Annotated in this window: 19 protein-coding genes; 10 read left to right on the forward strand and 9 right to left on the reverse strand. The window is 44.1% G+C overall.

What is annotated here, in order from left to right; all coding sequences use genetic code 11:
* The first annotated feature begins 87 nt into the window (after positions 1-87).
* The 4 genes from rsgA to secB all read left to right on the forward strand — a co-directional run bounded on the left by rsgA (position 88) and on the right by secB (position 2,421).
* Entirely contained in the window at positions 88-1,146 is a 1,059-nt protein-coding gene (gene rsgA / locus FSC11_RS12315; RefSeq protein WP_004813141.1) for a small ribosomal subunit biogenesis GTPase RsgA, read from the forward strand.
* Between the two features lie 93 nt (positions 1,147-1,239).
* Positions 1,240-1,647: a rhodanese-like domain-containing protein gene (locus FSC11_RS12320; protein WP_004813143.1), complete on the forward strand. Its 408-nt coding sequence runs from the start codon at positions 1,240-1,242 to the stop codon at positions 1,645-1,647.
* Positions 1,648-1,669: 22 nt separating this feature from the next.
* Positions 1,670-1,924 carry a glutaredoxin 3 gene (grxC, locus tag FSC11_RS12325; RefSeq protein WP_004813145.1) on the forward strand — a complete coding sequence of 85 codons (255 nt, stop codon included), beginning with the start codon at positions 1,670-1,672 and terminating at the stop codon, positions 1,922-1,924.
* A gap of 38 nt (positions 1,925-1,962) precedes the next feature.
* Positions 1,963-2,421, forward strand: coding sequence for a protein-export chaperone SecB (gene secB, locus FSC11_RS12330; RefSeq protein WP_004813149.1), 459 nt, complete (start codon positions 1,963-1,965; stop codon positions 2,419-2,421).
* Positions 2,422-2,482: 61 nt separating this feature from the next.
* Here secB and FSC11_RS12335 read toward each other — a convergent pair whose 3' ends face one another.
* The 6 genes from FSC11_RS12335 to FSC11_RS12360 form a co-directional block, all read right to left on the reverse strand.
* Positions 2,483-2,878 (reverse strand): cytochrome b562, encoded by a 396-nt coding sequence (locus tag FSC11_RS12335; protein WP_163167178.1) that lies wholly within the window; start codon positions 2,876-2,878, stop codon positions 2,483-2,485.
* Between the two features lie 180 nt (positions 2,879-3,058).
* Positions 3,059-3,865 (reverse strand): enoyl-ACP reductase FabI, encoded by an 807-nt coding sequence (locus tag FSC11_RS12340; protein ID WP_004890043.1) that lies wholly within the window; start codon positions 3,863-3,865, stop codon positions 3,059-3,061.
* Positions 3,866-3,994: 129 nt separating this feature from the next.
* Positions 3,995-4,816, reverse strand: coding sequence for a TatD family hydrolase (locus FSC11_RS12345; RefSeq protein ID WP_163167180.1), 822 nt, complete (start codon positions 4,814-4,816; stop codon positions 3,995-3,997).
* Positions 4,813-5,766 (reverse strand): RsiV family protein, encoded by a 954-nt coding sequence (locus tag FSC11_RS12350; RefSeq protein ID WP_163167182.1) that lies wholly within the window; start codon positions 5,764-5,766, stop codon positions 4,813-4,815. The genes FSC11_RS12345 and FSC11_RS12350 overlap by 4 nt, the downstream gene beginning before the upstream one ends.
* 51 nt (positions 5,767-5,817) lie before the next feature.
* Positions 5,818-6,654 (reverse strand): hypothetical protein, encoded by an 837-nt coding sequence (locus tag FSC11_RS12355; protein WP_163167184.1) that lies wholly within the window; start codon positions 6,652-6,654, stop codon positions 5,818-5,820.
* A gap of 91 nt (positions 6,655-6,745) precedes the next feature.
* On the reverse strand, positions 6,746-8,338 hold the full coding sequence (locus FSC11_RS12360; protein WP_163167186.1) for a peptide chain release factor 3: 1,593 nt from the start codon (positions 8,336-8,338) through the stop codon (positions 6,746-6,748).
* Positions 8,339-8,641: 303 nt separating this feature from the next.
* Between FSC11_RS12360 and FSC11_RS12365 the strand changes: the two genes are divergently transcribed.
* Positions 8,642-9,130, forward strand: coding sequence for a PaaI family thioesterase (locus tag FSC11_RS12365; RefSeq protein WP_163167188.1), 489 nt, complete (start codon positions 8,642-8,644; stop codon positions 9,128-9,130).
* 14 nt (positions 9,131-9,144) lie between these two features.
* Here the strand turns inward: FSC11_RS12365 and FSC11_RS12370 are convergent, their stop codons facing one another.
* On the reverse strand, positions 9,145-11,205 hold the full coding sequence (locus tag FSC11_RS12370; protein WP_163167190.1) for a bifunctional diguanylate cyclase/phosphodiesterase: 2,061 nt from the start codon (positions 11,203-11,205) through the stop codon (positions 9,145-9,147).
* A gap of 450 nt (positions 11,206-11,655) precedes the next feature.
* Positions 11,656-13,845, reverse strand: coding sequence for a carboxy terminal-processing peptidase (locus FSC11_RS12375; protein WP_163167192.1), 2,190 nt, complete (start codon positions 13,843-13,845; stop codon positions 11,656-11,658).
* A 200-nt stretch (positions 13,846-14,045) separates the two neighbouring features.
* Between FSC11_RS12375 and nagZ the strand changes: the two genes are divergently transcribed.
* Complete coding sequence (nagZ, locus tag FSC11_RS12380; protein WP_163167194.1) at positions 14,046-15,071, forward strand: beta-N-acetylhexosaminidase; 1,026 nt, start codon at positions 14,046-14,048, stop codon at positions 15,069-15,071.
* Positions 15,072-15,186: 115 nt separating this feature from the next.
* Positions 15,187-16,053: a class I SAM-dependent methyltransferase gene (locus tag FSC11_RS12385; RefSeq protein WP_004890128.1), complete on the forward strand. Its 867-nt coding sequence runs from the start codon at positions 15,187-15,189 to the stop codon at positions 16,051-16,053.
* A 53-nt stretch (positions 16,054-16,106) separates the two neighbouring features.
* On the opposite strand, the gene FSC11_RS12390 is transcribed toward FSC11_RS12385, so the two are convergent.
* Positions 16,107-17,444, reverse strand: a complete 1,338-nt coding sequence (locus FSC11_RS12390; RefSeq protein ID WP_103800315.1) for an alpha/beta fold hydrolase — start codon at positions 17,442-17,444, stop codon at positions 16,107-16,109.
* Between the two features lie 325 nt (positions 17,445-17,769).
* Here FSC11_RS12390 and FSC11_RS12395 point away from each other — a divergent pair, with 325 nt between their 5' ends.
* The 3 genes from FSC11_RS12395 (at position 17,770) to pta (ending at position 22,911) form a co-directional block, all read left to right on the forward strand.
* Complete coding sequence (locus FSC11_RS12395) at positions 17,770-19,032, forward strand: glutamate-5-semialdehyde dehydrogenase (RefSeq protein ID WP_103800314.1); 1,263 nt, start codon at positions 17,770-17,772, stop codon at positions 19,030-19,032.
* 463 nt (positions 19,033-19,495) lie between these two features.
* Entirely contained in the window at positions 19,496-20,719 is a 1,224-nt protein-coding gene (locus FSC11_RS12400; RefSeq protein WP_004890138.1) for an acetate/propionate family kinase, read from the forward strand.
* Positions 20,720-20,772: 53 nt separating this feature from the next.
* The gene (gene pta, locus FSC11_RS12405) at positions 20,773-22,911 is read left to right on the forward strand and encodes a phosphate acetyltransferase (protein WP_163167196.1); all 2,139 of its coding nucleotides are present in this window, start codon (positions 20,773-20,775) and stop codon (positions 22,909-22,911) included.
* Positions 22,912-22,966: the final 55 nt, after the last annotated feature.

The following is a 22,966-nucleotide window of genomic DNA, read 5'->3' on the forward strand; positions in this document are numbered from 1 at the left end:
TAGCAAATTTATTACGTCGATGCTGTAACTGACACCCTGCTTCATGCTATTTTTGCCATCTCACTCCCATGGTTTTTTAGGATTTGAATGGCTTTAATACGTAAACGTCGTTTAACTGAACAACAACAACGTCGTATTCAAAAACAGCACAAAACGCGTCAGGAAGAGGCGGATACCTCCCAAGACCTGGAAGGACTGGTCGTGCAGCATTATGGTCGACAGCTAGAAGTCCAGGCGCTCTCGGTTCCTGAACTACATCCTGAAAAACCGGTGGTGGCTGAAGGTGAACCTGAACCCTTCTGGAAAGAAATTGAAATGGGCAGTGTGTGGCGCTGTCATACCCGTACTAACCTTGAATTGCTGGTCACAGGTGACCGGGTCAAATGGCAGGCTGATCCAAATACTGGTTTGGGAATTATCACTGCGATTCATCCGCGTAAATCGCTGCTGACCCGACCTGACCGTTATCACAAGGTTAAACCGGTCGCAGCCAATATTTCCCTGATTGTGATTGTATTTGCACCATTGCCTGAGCCAGCACCAGGCCTGATTGATCGTTATCTGGTGGCTTGTGCCGATGCAGAGATTCCCGCACTCCTAGTCCTGAATAAATCAGACTTGCTCAAGGAAAATGATCCAATTCTGGAACTGCTCAAAGAATATGAAAATCTGGGCTATGAAGTCATGCAGACCCAGTCTGATGGAGATCTGACTGAACTTTCTGCGCGTCTCAATGATGAAACAGTCGCATTTGTGGGGCAATCAGGTGTAGGCAAAAGCACCCTGATCAATGCCATCGTGCCGGATGCAGCTCAAAAAACGAATGTTATTTCTGAAAACTCGGCATTGGGTCAGCATACAACAACTTCAACACGCCTGATTTCCTTTGGTGATGGCGCAGCGCTGATTGACTCTCCGGGGATTCGTGAATTTGGCCTGTGGCATTTGACTTTAGACAAGGTACAAACCGGTTTTCCAGAGATTGAAAATCTGCTAGGGCACTGTCAGTTCCGTAACTGCACGCATAAACATGAAAAGCAATGTGCTTTACGTCAGGCAGCAGATTCAGGTGAAATTTTGCCGCGTCGTTTGGACAGCTATCTGCGATTAATTGATGAAATCACGGAAGCTCAACAAAAAAATTGATATTCTTAAGCTTTAGCCCTTGAAGCGGTGATTTTGATCACCATATTTATGAGCTATACTCTTGGCAATTTTGAAATTGTAATTAGGTGAATTGTGGAACGTTGGTTCGAGTTTATGGGGAATCACCCCTTTTTGTTTGGTGCACTTGCAGCATTGGTGGTTTTGTTCTTCATTATCGAAGGTCAACGTAACGGTCGTAAAATTTCTCCGCAATCGCTGGGAATTTTGGTTAAGGCAAAAAATGCCATGCTGATCGACCTGCGTGATGCCAAAGATTTCCGTGAAGGTCATATCAGCGGTAGCCGTAATATTCCATACAGCCAAATTACCAAACATGTCGAAGAGTTAAAAACAGCAGATCGCCCATTGGTGTTCATTTGTAATCTTGGGCAAGTTGCAGGTACTGCGCTACAACAGGTCGGTCATGCAGATGCTTACCGTCTTGATGGCGGCATCAGCAACTGGAAAGCCCAAGGCTTACCTCTGGTGAAAAGTAAATAATTTACGATCAGGAGATTCATTCATGGCTGAAGTCATTATCTATTCAACGACTGTGTGTCCATACTGTGTCCGTGCAAAACAGCTCCTTGAGCGTAAGGGCGTAGAATATAAAGAAATCAATCTGTCTAAAGAAGATCCGCAGGTTCGTCTTGATTTGATGCAACGCACCAATCACCGTACCGTGCCACAGATTTTTATTAATGAACAATTTATCGGCGGTTTTGACCAGCTTTACGCTTTAGAGCGTGAAGGCAAACTCGACGAATTACTGGCTTAATTGCCTTTTAATTATCACCTCATATTAAGGATTAAAGAATGAGTGAAGAACAACAAGCTCAACCACAATTGGCATTAGAGCGTATTTATACCAAAGACATTTCTTTTGAAGTACCTGGGGCACAAGTTTTTACCAAGCAATGGCAACCCGAGCTGAACATCAACCTTTCTTCTTCTGCAGAAAAGATTGATCCAACTCATTTTGAAGTCGCTTTAAAAGTGGTAGTACAGGCAAACAACGAAGGTGATACAGCATTTATCGTTGATGTCACTCAAGCAGGTATCTTCCTGATTGATAGTGTTGAAGAAGAGCGTCTGCCTTACATTCTTGGTGCGTACTGTCCGAACATCCTGTTCCCATTCCTTCGTGAAGCAGTGAATGATCTGGTCACTAAAGGTAGCTTCCCACAGCTACTTCTTACACCGATCAACTTTGATGCTGAATTCGAAGCCAACATGCAACGTGCGCAAGCTACTGCTGTTGAAGGTCAAGCTTAATTGTTTGATGCTGAATCAAAAAAGACCGCAATTGCGGTCTTTTTTATGGTCTGTTTATAAGTTATTTAAAGGCTTGATGCCCCTTCTTTTTAATCTCATCCATTTTCACGGACAAATTTTGGGCTTCCTGTAACTGCTTAGCAGCAACCAGCTGTTCTGCCTTTTTAATCTCTATTAGCAAATCCTTTAGCAATCCCTGATAGGCCACTACATGTGCATCTTCGGCTTTCAGTTTTTGCAGCTTGGATGGTAAATGTTTCTGGTAGCTTTCTACAGTTTGCTGCATGATCTGTAATGCTGATTGTGCCTCTTTAGAATCCTCTGCAGCTTTAAATTTTTTCAAATTTTTATCCAGGTCATGCATGCTGTAATGCTGGTGCTCTTCTACTGCCATAGCCGAAGTTCCCAGACCTAAGCCTATAACGAAAATGATGCTAATCCACAGTGATTTAAACATGGTTATTTTCCTGATTTTTTTGTTTTAAGCATCTTAATGGCAAAATATTAAAAGATAAATTATCTTCATCCTATTTTTTTAGACTTGATGTCATCAGATTTACATCATTGTCCATTAGCATAAAAAATAAAAACCCCTCAATTGAGGGGTTTTCTTTGCTTGAAATAAGTATTAAAAATCTTATTCTGCATCCAGCATCAGCTCTGCGCTCATACCAACCGTATTATAACCGGCATCAACATACATGATTTCGCCAGTGATGCCATTTGCCCATGGTGAGCACAGGAATAATGCAGCATTACCAACATCTTCAATAGTGACATTACGTTTAAGCGGAGCCACTTTTTCATTCAGATCCAGCATTTTACGGAAAGATTTAATGCCAGACGCTGCAAGGGTACGGATTGGACCAGCTGAGATGGCATTAACGCGGATACCGTCTGCGCCCAAGCTAGATGCCAGGTAACGTACACCCGCTTCTAGTGATGCTTTCGCCAGACCCATCACGTTGTAGTTCGGCATCACGCGCTCAGAACCTTGATAAGTCAGAGTGAGTAGACAACCTTGGCGTGCAGCTAAAAGTGGCTTTGCAGCACGTGCCATCGCGATAAAGCTATAAGCACTGATGTCATGTGCAATCTTGAAACCTTCACGATCCGTCACATCAGTAAAGTCACCGTCTAAGGTATGTGCAGGTGCAAAACCGATTGAATGCACGACTCCATCCAGACCATCCCAGTGTTTTGCCAGTTCTGCAAATGCATGGTCAATTTCTGCATCTACCGCCACATCACAAGGAAATACCAATTCAGAACCGAATTGTGCAGCAAAATCATCTACACGTTTTTTCAGCTTTTCATTTGGATAGGTAAAAGCAAGTTCTGCACCTTCACGGTGTAATGCCTGAGCAATACCAAAAGCAATTGATAATTTACTTGCAATACCTGCGATCAGGAAGCGCTTACCCGCCAATAGTCCTTGTGCCATGTGAATCTCACTCAAAATAATTTATATGCATGATGCCAAGTCTAAAGCATTTTAGAAATTGCATAATGCGCCTTTTTTCATTGGATCATACATTGAAATACAGTTTTCGACTGATGCAAGGATTTTATATTAGATATCCAGATGCAAAGCCTGATGGGTATTTTTCCAGAGCTGTTCTGCCAGTTCCTCTTGATCCATATGCAAACTTTTAGCCAGTCCTTGCAGCACATAGGGCAGATTTACAGGCGTATTGCGGGTACGCTGTTCAGTAGAATGCTGACAACATAAGGGCGTCATGTCTGGACAATCGGTTTCAAGGACCAGATGTTCCGGGCCCATCTGCTGTACCACCTGATGCAGTTTTCTGGCATTAGGATTGGTAATTTGTCCTGTCACCCCAATCTTGAAACCCAGTTTAATAAAAGCCTTGGCTTCTTCGATTCCTCCACCAAAGGCATGCGCAATACCGCCCTGTTGAAATTGATGCTCTTTCAGTATTTTGAGTACTTCCGCATGGGATTTACGGATATGTAGTAAAATCGGTTTGTCATACTGCTGTGCCAGTTCAATCTGAGCAGCAAAAAAGTCTTTCTGCTTCTGGAAAATTTCTGCTTGCTTATGCTGTTTCAGAAACGTATCCAGGCCGATTTCACCAATGGCAATACAGTCTTCAGTTTGCAGGATCTGCTCTAAATCCTGCAAATGCTCCTGCTGATGTTGCTCGATATAAAAAGGATGTAAGCCGGGGGCTAGATAGCTCCTTGGCGCATCGGCAAGATTATTTAAAAAATGCTGGGTTTGAATCAGGTCCTGAAAACGCTGCTGTAAAAAGCCGATCAGGATTAGTCCTTCCACGCCTGCCTTTTTAGCGGCATAAGCTAACTGTTCCCGATCATGCTCAAAATCAGGAACATCGAAGTGGGTATGCGTATCAAACAGTTTTAGGCTCATTTTGCAACTTGGGCTTCTGAAGCAGCCTGTTCAGTTTTCGGCAGATACTCTGGTTTTAAGATTCCCTGTAAATCACTATAAGGAATATTTAAACGCGGCAAGCCGACCACATAAGGTCCAATTTCATATTCTGCATATTGCAGTGCCAGACCTTGTTTGGTCAGGAAGAAATTATCCGTTAACTTGAATTTCCAGGCCTGCTCGTATTCTGCAACATCAGTTGCCAGCTCTGAATCAATTACCCAGGTTTTAAAGGCTTCATGCGCTTTGGCTTCCAGTTGCGCCTTTTGTTTTGGCAGGACAATATCATCCAGTTTGACCAACTTTTTACTATCCAGGTCAAAGTTATAATAGTTCTGTGCAGTAGAACCATGTGCCCCACCCAAATAATGTGTGCTATTTAATACTACTGTTGCCAGCGGATTTCCAGGATTCAGGATCTTCGGCTTGATCATCAGGCTAATACTGTGATTGGCACTGAGTGCTTTCAGCTCCTTGTCCAGATTCAGGAAAGTCTGCATATAAGGAATAGTCTGCTTTTCCAGCTGCTGACGTGCACTGAGCTGGGGTTGAGTTACAGCTGCCTCTGAAGCTGCGGATTGAACAGGTGTTGGCTCACTGGCAGCTTGTACTTTCGCTGACGTAATCGCATCAACATCAAGCATACCCTTCAGTCGGGTTAAAATCTGTTGATCAATAAATTCATCAATAAAACGCTGATTACTGTTCAGACGTTCAATGGTGATTTCAGGACAGCTTTTACCATCACATTCCGGGAGATCCAGGTTAAGCTTTTCGGTTTCACCCTTGAGCTGGACGATTTCAGGCTCTGCCTGAGTGACTTCCGGTGGATTAACCTCTTTGGCTTCCTTTTCTCGAGGTTGACAGGCAGTCAACAGAATCGCTGTCGCCAGTACAGACAGGCCGAATATCTTGTTATATTTTGGCATTCAATAACCTTTTGTGTTACATCACATTCCACCCGTTCTCGGGCATCAATCCTAAAACATATGCTGATACACTTCAGCTTTCAAGACCTGTTGTGTTTGTTCTTGACTAAGATAAATATCAAGTTGTTTAGCATCCTTGACAATTTCCCCACCACGATAATGCAGCCCAATCCCCTCCTGATCAAAGAACCAGTCAGCTTGCCCCCAATACAATTTTTTCGGGGCAGTTTGTCGTACTTCTTTACTATTTTCTTTTAGCCATTTTGCATAAGCATCTTGCACGATCTTGTCCATCGTGACCCGCTTTTGTGGATCAATAATATCTAAGGCCGTCAGATTTTTTTGACTGCGGCGATCTGCCACATAAAAATAATAACGTTCCTTCACCGTAACATTTTCCTGCTCTGTATCCACCCCAATCTGCATTAACACATACTGATTATGCTGATAAGGGATGCGGGTATACATGGATAGTTGATAGGCTTTATTGATTTTAATCTGTTCCTGCCAGGCATCTGACTTTTTTATATAGGCATTGACGGCCTGCTGTAAGCTCATATCCTGCTGCTGATCTTTATCCCGAATCTGATCCTGAATCACCAGTGCCTGTTTACGTTCCATCCACTGGTTCAGCCATGGATCTACCGTATCTAGGGTCTGAATATCCAGTTCGATACAGTTTTTGGTTTCACAAAATGGGAGTGCAATCTTGGCCGGCTGTTCCTGAATATTTAGATAAGGCAATACATCTGCCTTTTCTACTTGCTCAATTTCGACTACCGCATCCTGAGTTTTTGTTTCTGGTTCTGATTTTTTTTGATCGCAGGCGCCCAGCAATAATCCTAAACTGATTGCTGAACTCAGCATGACTGCATTGCTAAGTTTCATATTCCCAAGCAAATTTGAAAAGATAAGTGAATGTAGCACAAAATAAAACAGCTTCCTGAGAAGCTGTTTTATTTTTAAATCATTTTATTAGTTAATGTTCACGGGTATTGCGGAACACGATGTCAGGGTAACGTTCCTGCATCAGTTGCAGATTGACACGGCTTGGTGCCAGATAAGTCAGGTGGCCGCCACCATCAACAGACAACTGGTCATGGGCTTTTTTCTTGAATTCATTAAATTTCTTTTCATCCTCACAAGAAACCCAACGCACAGTATTAATACTCACAGGCTCATACACGCAATCTACTTTGTATTCTTCTTTCAGACGATACGCCACCACTTCAAATTGCAGCACACCCACCGCACCAACGATCAGGTCATTATTATGTTGCGGCATGAAGACCTGAGTTGCGCCTTCTTCAGAAAGCTCTTTCAGACCTTTTTGTAACTGCTTAGATTTCAATGGATCTTTCAGACGTACACGGCGGAACATTTCCGGCGCAAAGTGTGGAATACCTGTGAACTGCAGATCTTCACCTGAAGTAAAAGTATCACCAATCTGAATAGTGCCGTGGTTATGCAGGCCAATAATATCGCCTGGCCATGCTTCTTCCAGATGCTGACGGTCACCCGCCAGGAAGGTCAATGCATCACTAATACGTACATCTTTACCCAGACGCACATGCTTCATTTTCAGGCCTTTTTCATACTTACCTGAACAGATCCGCATGAAGGCAATACGGTCACGGTGCTTCGGATCCATATTGGCCTGGATCTTGAAGACGAAACCACTAAAACCTTCTTCAGTTGCTTCAACTTTACGGTTTTGTGTTGGATGCGCTTTCGGCTCTGGTGCATATTCACTAAATGCATTCAGGACATGGTCTACACCAAAGTTACCCAATGCCGTACCGAACAACACTGGTGTTTGGCGACCTGCCAGGAATTCTTCACGGTCTAATGGCTCATTGGCCATTTGAACCAGTTCAAGAGATTCTTCAAATGCTGCCCATGCCAGCTCACCTACTTTTTCACGCAGGTCTGCATGGTCATAACCATCCCGTACTTCGATGTCAGTAATCACTGAACCGAAACCCGCCTTATAGACATAGAATTTTTCTTCGATCAGGTTGTATACGCCAGCGAAGTCACGACCAGTACCCAGCGGCCAGGTAATTGGCACACATTTAATTTTCAGGACGTTTTCGATCTCGTCCAGAAGCTCAAGCGGCTCACGGATTTCACGGTCCATTTTGTTGACGAAAGAGATGATTGGTGTATCGCGCATACGACACACTTCCATCAATTTAATGGTACGGTCCTCGACACCTTTTGCACCATCAATCACCATCAGCGCCGAGTCCACAGCAGTCAGGGTACGGTAGGTATCTTCCGAGAAGTCTTCATGCCCCGGGGTATCAAGCAGGTTGATCATCTTGTCTTTAAACGGGAACTGCATGACCGAGGTCGTGATCGAAATACCACGTTCCTTTTCCATTTCCATCCAGTCCGAAGTCGCCGCACGGTCAGACTTACGGCTTTTTACCATACCGGCAACCTGGATTGCCTGCCCCCATAACAGCAGTTTTTCTGTCATGGTCGTTTTACCGGCATCGGGGTGGGAAATAATCGCGAAAGTACGTCGCTGAGCGACCTGCGCCGCTAACTCTTGTTTAAAACTCATGGAAAATACCTACTGCAGATTCGCAGTGCAAAAGATCAAGCACGATCAATATGAAAAATTGGCGATATTGTAGCAGAATTTCTAAATGCAGTGCTCATTCCTGAATGCCCACCCTCTCCTGCACTTCTTCTTTACAGAATGGACAGTTTTTAGAAAAATACCGTCTTCAAGTTGAAATTTCGGGAGAAATATGGGCTTTTATCTCATGGTGAAACCTATTTAAATAGATTTATATTTTAAGAGATCTTTTAGCCTTTATAAATTTATTGAAGCGACTGATCACATTTAAATAAGGATAAAAAAATGACAAGGATTGCCTTTCAGGATCTGTATGCTGAACCCTACACCCACTGTTATGGCTGTGGACGTGACAATCCACATGGTCATCAACTGAAAAGTTACTGGGACGTTCCTTTTGTACAGACTATTGCACATATTTGCCCCGCCTCTCATTATACCGGCGGTGTACCCGATCATCTGTATGGTGGCTTGATTGCATCTCTTCTGGACTGTCATGGTACCGCCTCTGCGGCAGCATTTAAAAGTCATGCAGCTGGCATCGCCTTTGACGGTGGTGAAGCCTTAATTCGATGTGTCACTGGTAGTTTGAATATACAGTTTATTCGACCGGTACCTGTGAATACTGAATTGGTGTTGACGGGTAGACTACTAAAAATTGAAGGCCGAAAAATCCAGATCGTACTTTCTCTATCTGCCAATCATATAGAATGTGCTCAAGCTGAAATGCTCGCTATTCAAATTAAGCAGCTCCTGAATTCAGAGGCTGATTGATAAAATTAAACAGATTAAGAAACGATAGCGGCTTCGGGTAAATCCTTCACACTAACTGGTCTACTGAATAGGAATCCTTGTAACTGCTGGCAACCCAAACGGGTCAGGATGTCTGCCTGTAACTGAGTTTCTACCCCTTCAGCAGTAACCTGTAAACCTAGCTTAATTGCAAGATGGATAATACTTTCCAGGATCATCTCTTCCTTGGAACCTGCGGTCAGGTCTGCAATAAATTCTTTATCGATTTTCAGCTCATTCACTGGCAGGTTCTTCAGATACAGGAAACTGGAATGTCCTGTACCAAAGTCATCAATTGCTAGCTGAATCCCCATATCACGCAAGCGTTCCAGGGTACGCACACTGCTATCAATATGATGCATGGCTGTAGATTCAGTAATCTCAATCATCAAGTGATTCGGATTAATCTGGTAACGTGCTAACAGCTCTTCCAGATTTTTAAATAGGTTCTTATGTTCAAACTGCACAGCAGACAAATTAACAGCAATCGGGAAGAAATTCGTTCCTTCCGTTTCCCATTGATGAATCTGTTTACAGGCCTGCTCCAGTGCCCAATACCCCATCTGAATAATCAGGCCGGTTTTTTCCGCCCCCCGGATAAACATTACTGGTGATAACAAGCCCAGTGCCGGGTGCCGCCAGCGGATCAAGGCTTCAACCCCACAAATCTGCAAATCTTCGGTACGATATTTAGGCTGGTAATACAGCTCAAACTGGTGTTCTTCGACCGCTTTATACAGGTCATTAATCAGCTTGCTCTGACTTCTGGATTCCTTTTCATCATTACTGAAATTGAACAATGAATAGGTATTACGCCCCTGATTTTTGGAAGTCAGCATGGCTGAATCGGCATTGATCAGAAGATCCTGAACATTTTGACCATGTTCCGGGTACATTGAAATACCAATACTCCCTGAAACATTAATCACCTTGCCAGCAATCGTAAAGCTTTCCTGAATCATGCTTAAAATTTTTTCAGCGACTTCAGCGGCCTGTTGCGGTTCTGCATTTTCTAGAATCAACAAGAATTCGTCACCCCCAATTCGCAGCAATCTCGAGTGCTCATTGAGTAAACTATGAATCCGGTTAGCCAGCTGGATCAGGAGCTGGTCCCCCACATGATGTCCAAAGACATCATTTACTGCTTTGAAGCGGTCAAGATCAATATACAGAAAGGCAAACTGTGCATTACGGTAATGATGATCATTAAACAGAAAGTGAGAATACTCTGCCAGATAAAAACGATTGGGTAACTTGGTTAGATTATCCTGCACAGCCAGATTGGCCAGCTCTTTATTGGCCTCAGCCAGCTGACGATTGCGATGCTCAAGACGCTGTTCCAGCATGGCTACACAGAAACCGGCAACAAGAACCAGACAGGTAATGAAAACTATAGTAATCAGCAATTCGCGCTCGAGCGTGGACATTTCGGCCAAGCCCTCACCCACTATGGAATGAAAACTGGTCGCTGCCATCCCGGTATAGTGCATCCCGACAATGGAAAAAGTTAGCATCAATGCCACACCGGCTTTCAGCCAGAAACTACGGCGAGCAATACTGCGATTCTTGAACAGCATCCAGAAGCCTAAACCAGCCCCACTAATCGCAATGAGCACCGAGCAGATCACCAGTACCGGATCATAGCGGATCACATAACCTTGCACCACCATACTCATCATGCCGGTATAGTGCATGCCGGAAATTCCCAGCCCCATTAATACCGCGCCGAGTACCAGACGGGGAAAAGGCAGGGTTTGTCGTGTCGTCAGCCAGATGGCAAAGGTCGAGGCGATAAAAGCAATAATGTAAGAGGTAACAGTCAGTCCGGAATCAAAATAGGTATTGTCTGGCAAATGACTGGCGGTCATGCCGACAAAGTGCATACACCAGATAGAGAATCCTAAAATCGCACCACTTGTAACCAGAATCAGCTTTTCATATTTGGGAGGAGCTTTATCAAATAACAGCTGTTCAATTGAAATGGCAAGAAAACAAACTACCAAAGCTACAATGAGCGAGCCTATAACCAGATTAATGTCATAATGAACATGAATCATATAAGAGTCCTGTAGAAGCTTGCTTTCCCGAACTGCTTAAGCCCACATTGCATCTTTACCTGCCTAACTCGAGGGCACCCAAGAACATTGCTCAACCCATATACCCTTGGTCATACCTGACCCATAAAAAATTTTTAATCTATCGATACTTGAACCGCAATATTTAAAGTACAACAAAAACTATGATTTTACTGACTTAAATCCAAATCTGACAAAAATAAGAAATATGTGACATATATTAAAAGTGTTTCAAGTTTTAGCAAATGGTTAAATTCATTTATTGACTAGAATTTAACAGATCTAGATCACAACATTATGAATTTCAACAAAACAGATAGCATTTTTAACACTTATCAACTTTTTTCTTGTTTACTATTTTTCAACAAAAAATAGAAAAACAGCCTGCATATGCAGGCTGTTAGTCAAATTAAATTCTTCAATTCTGAATAACTATTTCGCTTTTCCTTGTAAACGAGCATAGTCATGCAAAACATTGGCAGCTTCTACAACAAATACTTCCTCTTCAGGGAGCTGCGGACGATCTTTAGCTTTCATCTTGGCACGTGCTTCAATCAATGCATCCATTGAGGCCTGATAGCTTTCCCAGTTTGGATAAGGTTTCTGACCCGTTGCTGCACGACGTGCATTTTCAGATTCCAAGGTCTTACGTTCAAGTTCCAGCAATTCCGCTTTACGCTGATTCAGATCCAATACTAGACGCTTTTTCTCGTCAGTTTTCTTGGCAATCGCTGTACGTTGCTCAAGATACTTGAATTGTGGATCCAGATTGACACGAACCTGTGAGCTCTTGATCAGATCAGGTACATATTTCTGTACTTCACCTTCACGTTTAAAGGGTGCCGTCGGAATGGTATCCCACTGCAAGGCATTTTTAGCCTTACGCTCACCAAACTCTTCATTGTAAATATCGACCAGTTTGATATCCGGGACCACACCCTTGTTCTGGGTACTGCCACCAGTGATACGATAGAACTTACGTTGTGTCAGTGTAGCCTGTCCATGTGCCAAGGTATCCAACTGTACCTGTGCAGTACCTTTACCTGTCGTGGTGCTACCAATGACAATACCACGTTCATAATCCTGAATTGCAGCAGAGTAGATTTCACTTGCCGATGCAGAAGCGAGGTTGACCATGACTGCCAGTGGACCGGCATAGGTCTGTGCACCGCCATCATCATCTTCAAAGACACTGACATTGCCATTGCCATCACGAATCTGTACTACTGGACCAGACTTGATCACTTGCCCCAGCATACGTGCAACTTCTTCTAATGAACCACCTGGATTATTGCGCAAATCAACAATAATCCCTTCCACATTCTTGGCTGAAAGTTCTTTCAGGGCATTGTTGGTATCTTCAGATACAGAACGATAATCTGTACCCGCACGTCGTGCACGATAGTTTAAGTAGAAAGATGGAATTTCTATCACACCATATTGATACTTTTTACCATCTCGTTGAATCTCGACCACACGGGTACGTACGCCAGCATCTTCTTCCTGGATCACATCACGGGTAATGGTGACATTACGCGCCTGTCCCAGTGTTGCACCAGCGCCCAGCAATTTCAAAGTAACTTTAGTACCACGTTTACCACGAATCAGACCGACAATTTCATTACTCGGCCAACCAATGACATCGACCATTGGTCCGCCATCCTGAGCGACCCCAATAATACGGTCACCGGATTTCACCTGACCTGATTTACTCGCCGGACCACCTTCCACAATAGTTTCAATCTTGGTGTAGTCTTCATTGCCACGTTCTGGGCGAATTGAAACACCCACACCTTCAAGCTGTAAAGTCGTTTGGCGGTTCAGCTCCATCGCATCCACAGGCGGGAAATAATTGCTATGTGGATCATAGGTCAGCATCATGGCATTCAGCGTTTTATCCAGCACATCATCGCTCTTGATGCGACTTAAACGTTCAAGCTGACGGGTATAACGCTTGGTTAAGGTCTGTGCCGGTGTCAAATCCTCTGGACCACTCAGATCCTGACCATTGGCCAGTTCTGGGTTGTCTTTTAATGCTTTTTGTTTGGCCTGCTCTTCTTCTTTACTGATGGTCAGATTAATCAGCTGAGAAACCAGCATTTTTGACCAGTAAGCGCGTTGTTCTTCTGGTGTCTTGAAGAATGGTGCTTTCTCACGGTCAGTCTCAATATAAACATTACTTTGATTCAGGTTTTGAGGCTTTTTCAGTTCATCCAGCATAAAGGTATAAAACTGCTTGAGGCGTTCACTATAATGTGCATGAATCTCAAATGGACCAGCCAGATTGCCTGATTTCAAGTTGGCACCAAAACTAGCACCATAACGTTTCTTATAGTTATCAATTTCAGGTGCCAGGAACAGGCTATGCTCTGGATCCAGGCTATCAATATAAAAATCAAAAATGCGCTGTGAGGTTTGGGCATCTAGACGCATATTCAAATAGTGCTGACGATCCACTAAAGTAGCCAGCTGTCTAGATACGAGCGCTTGTTCTTGAGATGGTTGAAGGGTTTTGCTTACGACTTCTGATTTTTCAGCAGCAATCGCGTCGCTCACCACATGGGTAAAAAAGAATCCGCCTGTCGCAACTGCAACTGCGCAAGCTACTGTTTGAAGTTTCATAAATAATTCGTACTTCCTTGGTCTTTTGACCAATTTAACCGTGTCGTTTTCCGATCTGAAATAAACGTATCCGCGATCTTAAACAACTTAATAAGTTTATGTTGTGTAGTTTTATCATATTCTGTGCAGTCAAAGTGTAGCAAAAGATTGCAGAAATCAGGTATTGTTTTCGCTGAAAAATTCTAATATGGACACCGCATATGATTGGCGCATTGATGCTCGACATCGCTGGCACTCACCTTACTCAGGAAGATATGGAACTGCTACAGGCTCCGCAGGTTGGCGGGGTCATTCTGTTTGGCCGTAATATTGAATCACCTGCACAGGTTCGCGCCCTGACAGATCATATGCGTCAGATTCGCCCGGATATTCTGATTGCAGTCGATCAGGAAGGTGGTCGCGTTCAGCGCTTGAAACAGGGCTTTACTCTACTCCCGGCCATGGGTCATTTTGGAGAACTTTACCAAAGCAAACCTGAACGTGCGTTAGAATTGTCAGAGAAATGTGGCTGGTTAATGGCGATTGAAGTGCTGGCAGTCGGCATTGATTTTAGCTTTGCTCCTGTGCTGGATCTGAATGATATCAGCGATGTTATTGGTGACCGTAGTTTTGCCACAAATATTCAGGACATCATTCCACTGGCAAGCGCTTTCCTGAAAGGTATGAAACGTGCTGGCATGGCATCGACCGGTAAACACTTCCCGGGTCATGGTTCTGTAAAAGCCGATTCTCATGTGGCAGCGGCTGTAGATCCACGCAGCTATGAAGAAATCCAGCAAAAAGACATGCAGACCTTTATTCAGCTACAGTCACAACTGGATGCCTTGATGCCAGCGCATGTGATCTACAGTCAGGTTGATCCCAATCCAGCCGGTTTTTCAGAATTCTGGATTCAGAAAATCTTACGTCAGGAACTTGGTTTTAACGGTGTATTGTTCTCGGATGATTTGAGTATGCAAGCTGCCTGTGTCGCAGGTGGCGCTGATGCCCGTATTCAGGCAGCGCTGAAGGCAGGTTGTGATATGGGTCTGGTCTGTAATGACCGGGCAGCACAATGCCTGGCCCTTGAGGGAATTGTAGATTTACCATTGCCGAATCAGGAACGTCTGCAACGCATGCGCGGTCGTATTCCTCAGATTCAGATTGATGACGTTTTAGATCTTGGTGAAGAATGGCGTCAGGTTCGTGATGAAATTACAGGATTTAGAAATCAGGTGGCTTCATAAGCATATTTAGCTAGTACGATTCAGGAATACGATAAAAGGAACACCACAAGTGTTCCTTTTTGTTTATGATGTAAAAATACAAAAACTTATACAATAACAATAAGGTCAGGAAGACATGACACAACCACTCTCGCAACATCGACATATCTCTTTTACTGCGCACTATACCGGCTATATCTGGTACCAAATGGGAATTTCTCATCCAGTGTTTGCGACTGGGCGAGGTAAATTTCTCGCTGCATTGGTTCATCCCTTGGAAACCTGGGCTGAAAAGCACGTGGGCGGCAGTATGCGTACTACCTTAAAACAGCGCCACCAGATGATTGATGAACATCTCTGTCAGCTCATTACTCAGCACCCACAGCTACAAGTACTGGAAATTGCTTGCGGACTATCTCCGCGTAGCTGGAATTTCAGACAAAAATTTCCTGAAATCAATTACCGTGAACTTGATCTGCCAGATATGGCCAAGATCAAAACTCAGGCGCTGAAAATTCTGGATCAGGATGCACCAGAAGTCTTGACCGCTGATATTTTTAGTGAAGAGCTTGTCAATATTTTTCAGGTTTTTGATTCTGAACGACCACTAGTGGTCATTAGCGAAGGACTGATCAACTACTTTGACAAGGACATGCTGCACACCTTATTAAAAGGTATTACCGAGTATGGACAACGCTTTCCGGAAATTCATTACCTCAGCGATATTTACCCTGAACCGGTGAAGAACCGATTAGCCAGCTTTATCTGGACATGCAGCCGTTTACTGAAGTTTATGTCACGTAGTGCTTTTACTTTCCACTTTAAGTCCCCCCAAGAATTACAGCAGTTTTGTCAGCAGACCGGTTTTATAGCGGTAGAAGTAAAACAGCCGCAGCGCTATTTTGCCCAACCTCAGCAGTCCAATCCAGCATCTGAGCAAGATGAGCATTTAGGTGATCTAGTCTGGATGATTCATGCGACCAAAAAAAACAGCGTTGAATAACGCTGTTTTTTTCAAAGTATCTATTTAACTTTCAAATTCAGGTCGGGAGCATTCTAAACGACTGCATCCAGCACTTGTGCTTCAAGTAGAGCTTTTTGAGTCTGCACAAAACCTAGCAAACGTTCCGCCACTTCAAAACTACCGTGCTTAAACAAGGCACGAATCTGCGTTTCATCATGCTGGAAGATCAGGCATTCAATTTTGAACTCACCTTCTTCATCTTCCAGATGCAAAGCCAAATCCCTTGGATACTGAATAGCCTGCTGCACCTGCGCTTCTTCCATTTCAAATAAGACACCAAAGAAACTTAAATCCACAATAGTGGTAGGCAAACGCAGATCCGAGTGTCGATGACTCAGGAAACGTTCTGGCTCTTGTACCGGAATACGGTCTTCACCACGACGTTCAAGTTTTAGCATCTGTTCCCGAGTAAAGGGAATAATCCCTTCCAGCTGATCTACAGGTTCATCACGCAGGAAAGTGGCGAACAGATGCATGGTTTCTTTACGGCGCTGCAGCTGTGGTACATGGTCGGCACTGGCAATCTGTACATACTGCATGTCTGGGCACTGTAGGGCAAAGCCAGCATTTTCATGCGGCAGGGTGAAACTGTCATATTGGCCGCAAGCGACGAGTACTTTACATTGTGGAATGGGCACATGTTTCAGGCGTAATAGACGGTTGCAGTTAACATCATAACGATCCTGCTCAGTTGCGGTAAACTCTGCCATCTGTCTGAAGAACAGACGCTTGGCCGTCGGTGACATACGGGTTTCTTTTAAACGGGCATGATTGACCAGATACAAAATGACAGCTTGACCAAACTCGTCCATACGCCCTTCTTTCATCAGGTGCAGGGATTCTTCCAGCAACATCCGCCAGCTCTTGCGGGTTTTTTGCATCACCCCCATCAGGATCATGCGATCCACCAGCTCAGGACGCTGATCCGCCAGACAGGAAGCCACGACAGATCCTAATGACATGCCCAATACTGCAACCTTAGGCAAACACATTTGCTCTAGCCAGCGTCCTAGCATGCCTGCCAGATCTTCCAGTTCCAGAGAGCCTGCAGAGATGCCAGTATCCACATTGGTGATCTGCTGGTTAGCACCCATTGAAGGCAAGTCAATCAGGATGATTGGACCTGCAGCGAATAGCTGTTCTACACAGTATTTATAGGAATTAAAGTTCTGAAATGCCCCACCAATAATAACCATCGGTGTCATATGCAGGGTTTCAGGGCGGGCGATTGCCATATATTCAATTTTCCAGCCATCCATCCAGGTCGTACGTGGTGGCTGTTTAAAACTGTTTTTATCGTATAGATCAAAAAACGCATAGTGGCTGTGTTGCTCAATGCGGTGGTGGTCCATCTGGATAATGGAATTCATCTTCCTTTCCTCCATCCTTGCCTTATTTTTATTGTGCAAGCAATTATTGAGAGATTTCATGCTTCAAGATCAAATGTGAAAGACTTGAATACGCGTCCTACTCTTTATTTATTATTGAATTCGACATCAATGTCGCTGTCATTCATTCTATACAGAGGTTCTTTTTACAAGCAACTAATCTTGCAACCGCTTGTCTGCTTTTAAAGATAAAACGATTTCAAAATGTTTAACGATTGTAAAAGCACATGAAATTTCGCCAGCAGACTTCATTGTATCGGCTCAGACTGTTAATATCAGAAGGATATTTCTAAGTGATCGAACCGCTATGCAAGAGTCTATTGAACAATATATGCAAACGGTAGGACAGCAGGCTCGTCAGGCTTCACGCATCTTGGCGCGTGCGTCCACCCAAACAAAAAATGATGCATTGTCAGCAATTTATACTGCTTTAAAAAACAGTGAAGCTGCGATTTTGGCTGCCAATCAGATTGATATGACCAAAGCGCATAGCAATAATCTGGACAGTGCTCTCCTCGATCGCTTAGAACTGACTCCCGCACGCTTCAAAGGCATGCTACAGGGCTTAAATGATGTGATTAGCCTGGTCGATCCGATTGGTGAAATTACCGATATGGCCTATCGTCCATCTGGTATTCAGCTGGGCAAAATGCGCGTACCTCTTGGCGTAGTCGGCATGATCTATGAATCACGTCCAAACGTGACCCTGGAAGCAGCATCTTTAGCACTGAAATCTGGTAATGCCATTATTTTACGTGGCGGTTCGGAAGCACTTGAATCTAACCAGGCCATTGCCAAAGCGATTCAGCACGGCTTGCAGGTTTCAGGCCTACCAGAAGCAGCCGTGCAAGTGATCAATACCACAAACCGTGCAGCAGTGGGTCAGCTGATTACCATGTCTGAATATGTCGATGTGATTGTGCCTCGTGGTGGTAAGGGCCTAATTGAACGCATTACCAATGATGCGCGTGTACCAGTAATCAAGCATCTTGACGGTAATTGTCATGTGTATGTAGAAGCACAGGCTGACTTGCTCAAAGCCTTACCTATTGCCCTGAATGCTAAAACTCATCGCTACGGCGTATGTAATGCCATGGAAACTTTGCTGGTCGATGAAAAAGTTGCGGAAGAGTTCCTGCCACGTATTGCCGAACTGTATGAAGAAAAGCAGGTAGAACTGCGTGGTTGTCCTGCAACTCGCCGTATTCTGGAAAATGCAGTACCTGCTTCAGAAGAAGACTGGTATACCGAATATCTTGGTCCGATCCTGGCAGTCAAGGTGGTTTCTGGCGTTGAGGAAGCGATTGAACATATTAATAAATATGGTTCACATCATACCGATTCAATCATCACTGAAAACTACAGTATTGCGCGCGAATTTTTAGCTGGTGTGGATTCAAGCTCGGTAATGATTAACGCCTCTACCCGCTTTGCTGATGGCTTTGAATATGGTCTCGGTGCGGAAATTGGTATTTCAACCGACAAGATTCATGCCCGCGGTCCGGTTGGTCTTGAAGGTCTGACTTCACAGAAATGGATCGTATTTGGTGACGGTCAGATTCGTCAATAACAATGCGGTAAAAAATCATTTTCAGCTCTGTTCGCAGGGCTGATTTTTTATAGAAGTAAATGAAGAAAATAAAAATCCAGCTCAGGGAACCTTTAGGTCACCTTTTATGAAGATTATCTTTGGAAATTTGTAGCTTGTTTAAATTTACAGCAATTCAATGTATAAACTATAAAAAGTGAATCTGTTTAGCATGCTTTTTATAAGGTTTATTGGCTCAACGCTATTTTGAATGAGGTGTGCTTTTATTACTATTTCATTGATAAATGAAAACGATGAACTGATAAATTTTAATTATAACTGGCAAAATGATCGATAGTGCTTAAGTCTAATCACCTAAAGTCTATCTAGGACAGAAAAATATCGCATGTTACAACTGCATCACTGATCTAAATTGCATCGCTTAGGCGCACAAAATAGATCAATCAAATGGATGAGAATTTTAATTAGAATCGGGTAAACAATCGTGTCTAAATCAGTATTAGTTATTAATTGTGGCTCTTCTTCAATCAAGTTTGCCTTATTACTTGAAGAACAGAATTTCCGTATTCACGGCTTAGCTGAGAACTTAGGCACAGAAAATGCCCGTATTAAAGGTGTGACTGTCGGTAATGAACCGGTAGACATCCATATCCCATTTGCAGATCATAAAAAAGCACTGGAAGTTGGTCTGGAGCGTCTAGCCAATTATAAACCAGATGCGATTGGTCACCGTGTGGTACACGGCGGCAGCTTGACTAAAGCCGAACTGATCAATGATGAAATTATTGAAAAAATTCGTGAAGCTACCCCGCTTGCACCGCTACATAATCCAGCACACCTGATTGGAATTGAAGCAACGCAACGCCTGTTCCCGGATCTGCCACAGGTTGCAGTATTTGATACCGCATTCCATCAAACCATGCCAGCACATGCTTACCGTTATGCCGTGCCGAAATTCCTTTACACTGACTTTGGCGTTCGTCGTTACGGTTTCCATGGTACCAGCCATGCTTATGTATCTGAGCGCGGTTCTGAACTGGCTGGCAGTTTTAAACAAGGTGGCTGGTTAACAGCACATCTGGGTAATGGGAGTTCGACCTGTGCCGTATGGAATGGGCAAAGTGTCGATACTTCTATGGGTCTGACTCCACTGGAAGGTCTGGTAATGGGTACCCGTAGTGGTGATGTTGACCCAAGTCTGCATAGCTTCCTGGCAGCGAATCTGGGCTGGGACGTCTATAAAATTGACAGAATGCTAAATAAAGAAAGTGGTTTGCTCGGTTTATCAGACAATCTGTCTAATGACATGCGTACGCTGATCGAGGCTTCAGAAAATGGCAATGAAGATGCAACGCTTGCGATTGAAGTATTCTGCTACCGTCTAGCGAAATCACTGGCTGCTTTAAGCTGTGGTCTACCGCGCCTTGATGGTTTGTTCTTCACAGGTGGTATCGGTGAAAACTCAGCTTATATCCGTGAAAAAACCATGGCCTACCTGCCACATTTTGGCTTTAACCTCGATAAAGATGCTAATAATGTATTAAAGCGTGGTACTGAAGGTCGCATCGATAATGGTACAGGCCCACAAATCTGGGTCGTACCAACCGATGAAGAAGGCCGTATCGCCAAAGAAACCCACAGCGTGGTTGAGCAGGAAGTGGAGAACACCACTGCAAAAAAGTCTGAACCTGAGGCTACGCTTGCTTAAGCAAGCGTAGGATTCCTATACCTTCTATTTGATTTTAGATATTTGAATACGCTATGAAGACCATTCTATTAGTTCCGACTGGGGAAGGCGTTGGTTTAACGTCAGCATGCTTAGGCCTGATTTACGCACTGGAATGCCAAGGTGTAAAGGCTGGTTTTGTCAAACCATTTTCTCAGGAAATTACGGATACGGCAGACCGTACCACTGCCCTGTATCGTCATATCTCCAATGCAAAGACTGTGGAACCCATCAGCTATAACGCAATGATGCAACGTCTCAGTCATGGCGAGCAGGATGAACTTCTAGAGGATGCCGTGCGTCTGCATCGTGAAATTGCCCGCAATCACGACCTGATTATTGTAGAAGGTGTAGTGCCAAATGGTCGTGACAGCTTTGTCGATGAACTGAATGCTTCTCTGGCTCAGGCGCTCGATGCCAAAGTCGTTATTATCAGCAATGCCGATATCCGTCATCCAGTACAAACAGCAGAAAAAGTTGAAAATCAGATTCGCAATTTTGGTGGTGCAAGCTCAACACGCCTGTCTAGTATCCTGTTCATGCGTACCAAAGGCTTACCTGAAGAATCTGCCCAGATTCCAGTGACCATTGATCCAGAACTGCGTCTGACTGCTGAAACTGAACAGTTTGTACAAGCTATTCAGAAAACCCATCCATATATCGGCTCTGACAAACTACCAGTGATTGGCTTGGTTCCGTTTAGTAAAACCCTGAGCGTGCCACGTATGTCCGATCTGGCTGTACATATTTCTGCGCTATGGATCCATCAAGGTGAAGCGGCTCAACGCCGTGTTCAGCATAGCAGCCTGATTGCATCCAGCATTGAACATGAACTGCATAAATTTGTCGCGGGTGAACTGATCATTACTGCCTCTGACCGGGTCGATGTGCTGCTGGCAAGTAGCCTGGCGAGCTGTAATGGTATTCCATTGGCGGGGTTAGTCCTGACTGAGCAACATCAGCCAAACGAACAGGTGTTAGGTTTCTGCCAGTCTGCAATTAAACATGGCCTGCCAATTTTACATACCCCATTAAGCACATTCGAAACTGCGCAGAAGCTGGCCAATCTTGGCAATGAAATTCCAGTTGATGATACAGAACGTGCTGATCAGGTCACCCGTTTTGTATCTAGCCATATCAATCCAGACTGGCTGATTCAGATGCTAAATGGCACCTACAAGCCACGCCTGTCTCCTTCTGCTTTCCGTCATGAGCTGGTACAGAAATCGATTGCAGCAAAAAAACGTATTGTGCTACCTGAAGGTGATGAGCCACGTACTATTCAAGCCGCAGCTATCTGTCAGTCACGTGGTATTGCGCATTGTATTCTGCTGGCTAAGCCTGAAGCCGTACTGGAAGTTGCCAAAGCACGTGGCATTGAATTGCCAGAAGGTTTAGAAATTGTCGATCCTGACCTGATTCGAGACGACTATGTCGAAAAAATGGTAACGCTGCGTAAAGGTAAACTGAATGAACTGCAAGCCAAAGAACAACTGCAGGATACTGTTGTTTTAGGTACGATGATGCTGGCACTTGATCAGGTGGATGGCCTGGTATCTGGTGCAGTTCACACTACTGCGAATACTGTGCGTCCAGCCTTCCAGCTGATTAAGACTGCGCCAGATTATTCACTGGTTTCTTCGGTGTTCTTTATGCTGTTACCAGATGAAGTATATGTATACGGTGACTGCGCGATTAATCCGGATCCGGATGCTGCGCAACTGGCAGAAATTGCCATCCAGTCTGCTGACTCGGCAAAAGCTTTTGGTATTGACCCACGTATTGCTATGATTTCCTACTCTACCGGAACTTCTGGTGCCGGTGCTGATGTAGAGAAAGTGGCAGAAGCTACCCGTATTGCCAAGGAACGTCGCCCTGATCTGTTGATTGATGGTCCATTGCAATATGACGCTGCATCAGTTGAAAGTGTAGGTCGTCAAAAAGCACCAGATTCCCAAGTAGCTGGTCGTGCCAATGTCTTCATCTTCCCGGATTTAAATACCGGTAACACTACTTATAAAGCGGTGCAACGTGCAGCAAATGTGGTGAGTGTTGGTCCAATGCTGCAAGGCCTGAATAAGCCAGTAAATGACTTGTCACGTGGTGCCTTGGTCGATGATATCGTCTTTACCATTGCACTCACTGCGATTCAGGCAGATCAGCAAGGTCAATAGATATATTCTAAATTTTTATAACCACCCATAAGGGTGGTTTTTTATTCTGTTTAAA

The sequence above is a fragment of the Acinetobacter schindleri genome, from assembly GCF_010918895.1.
Classification (GTDB): Bacteria; Pseudomonadota; Gammaproteobacteria; order Pseudomonadales; family Moraxellaceae; genus Acinetobacter; species Acinetobacter schindleri.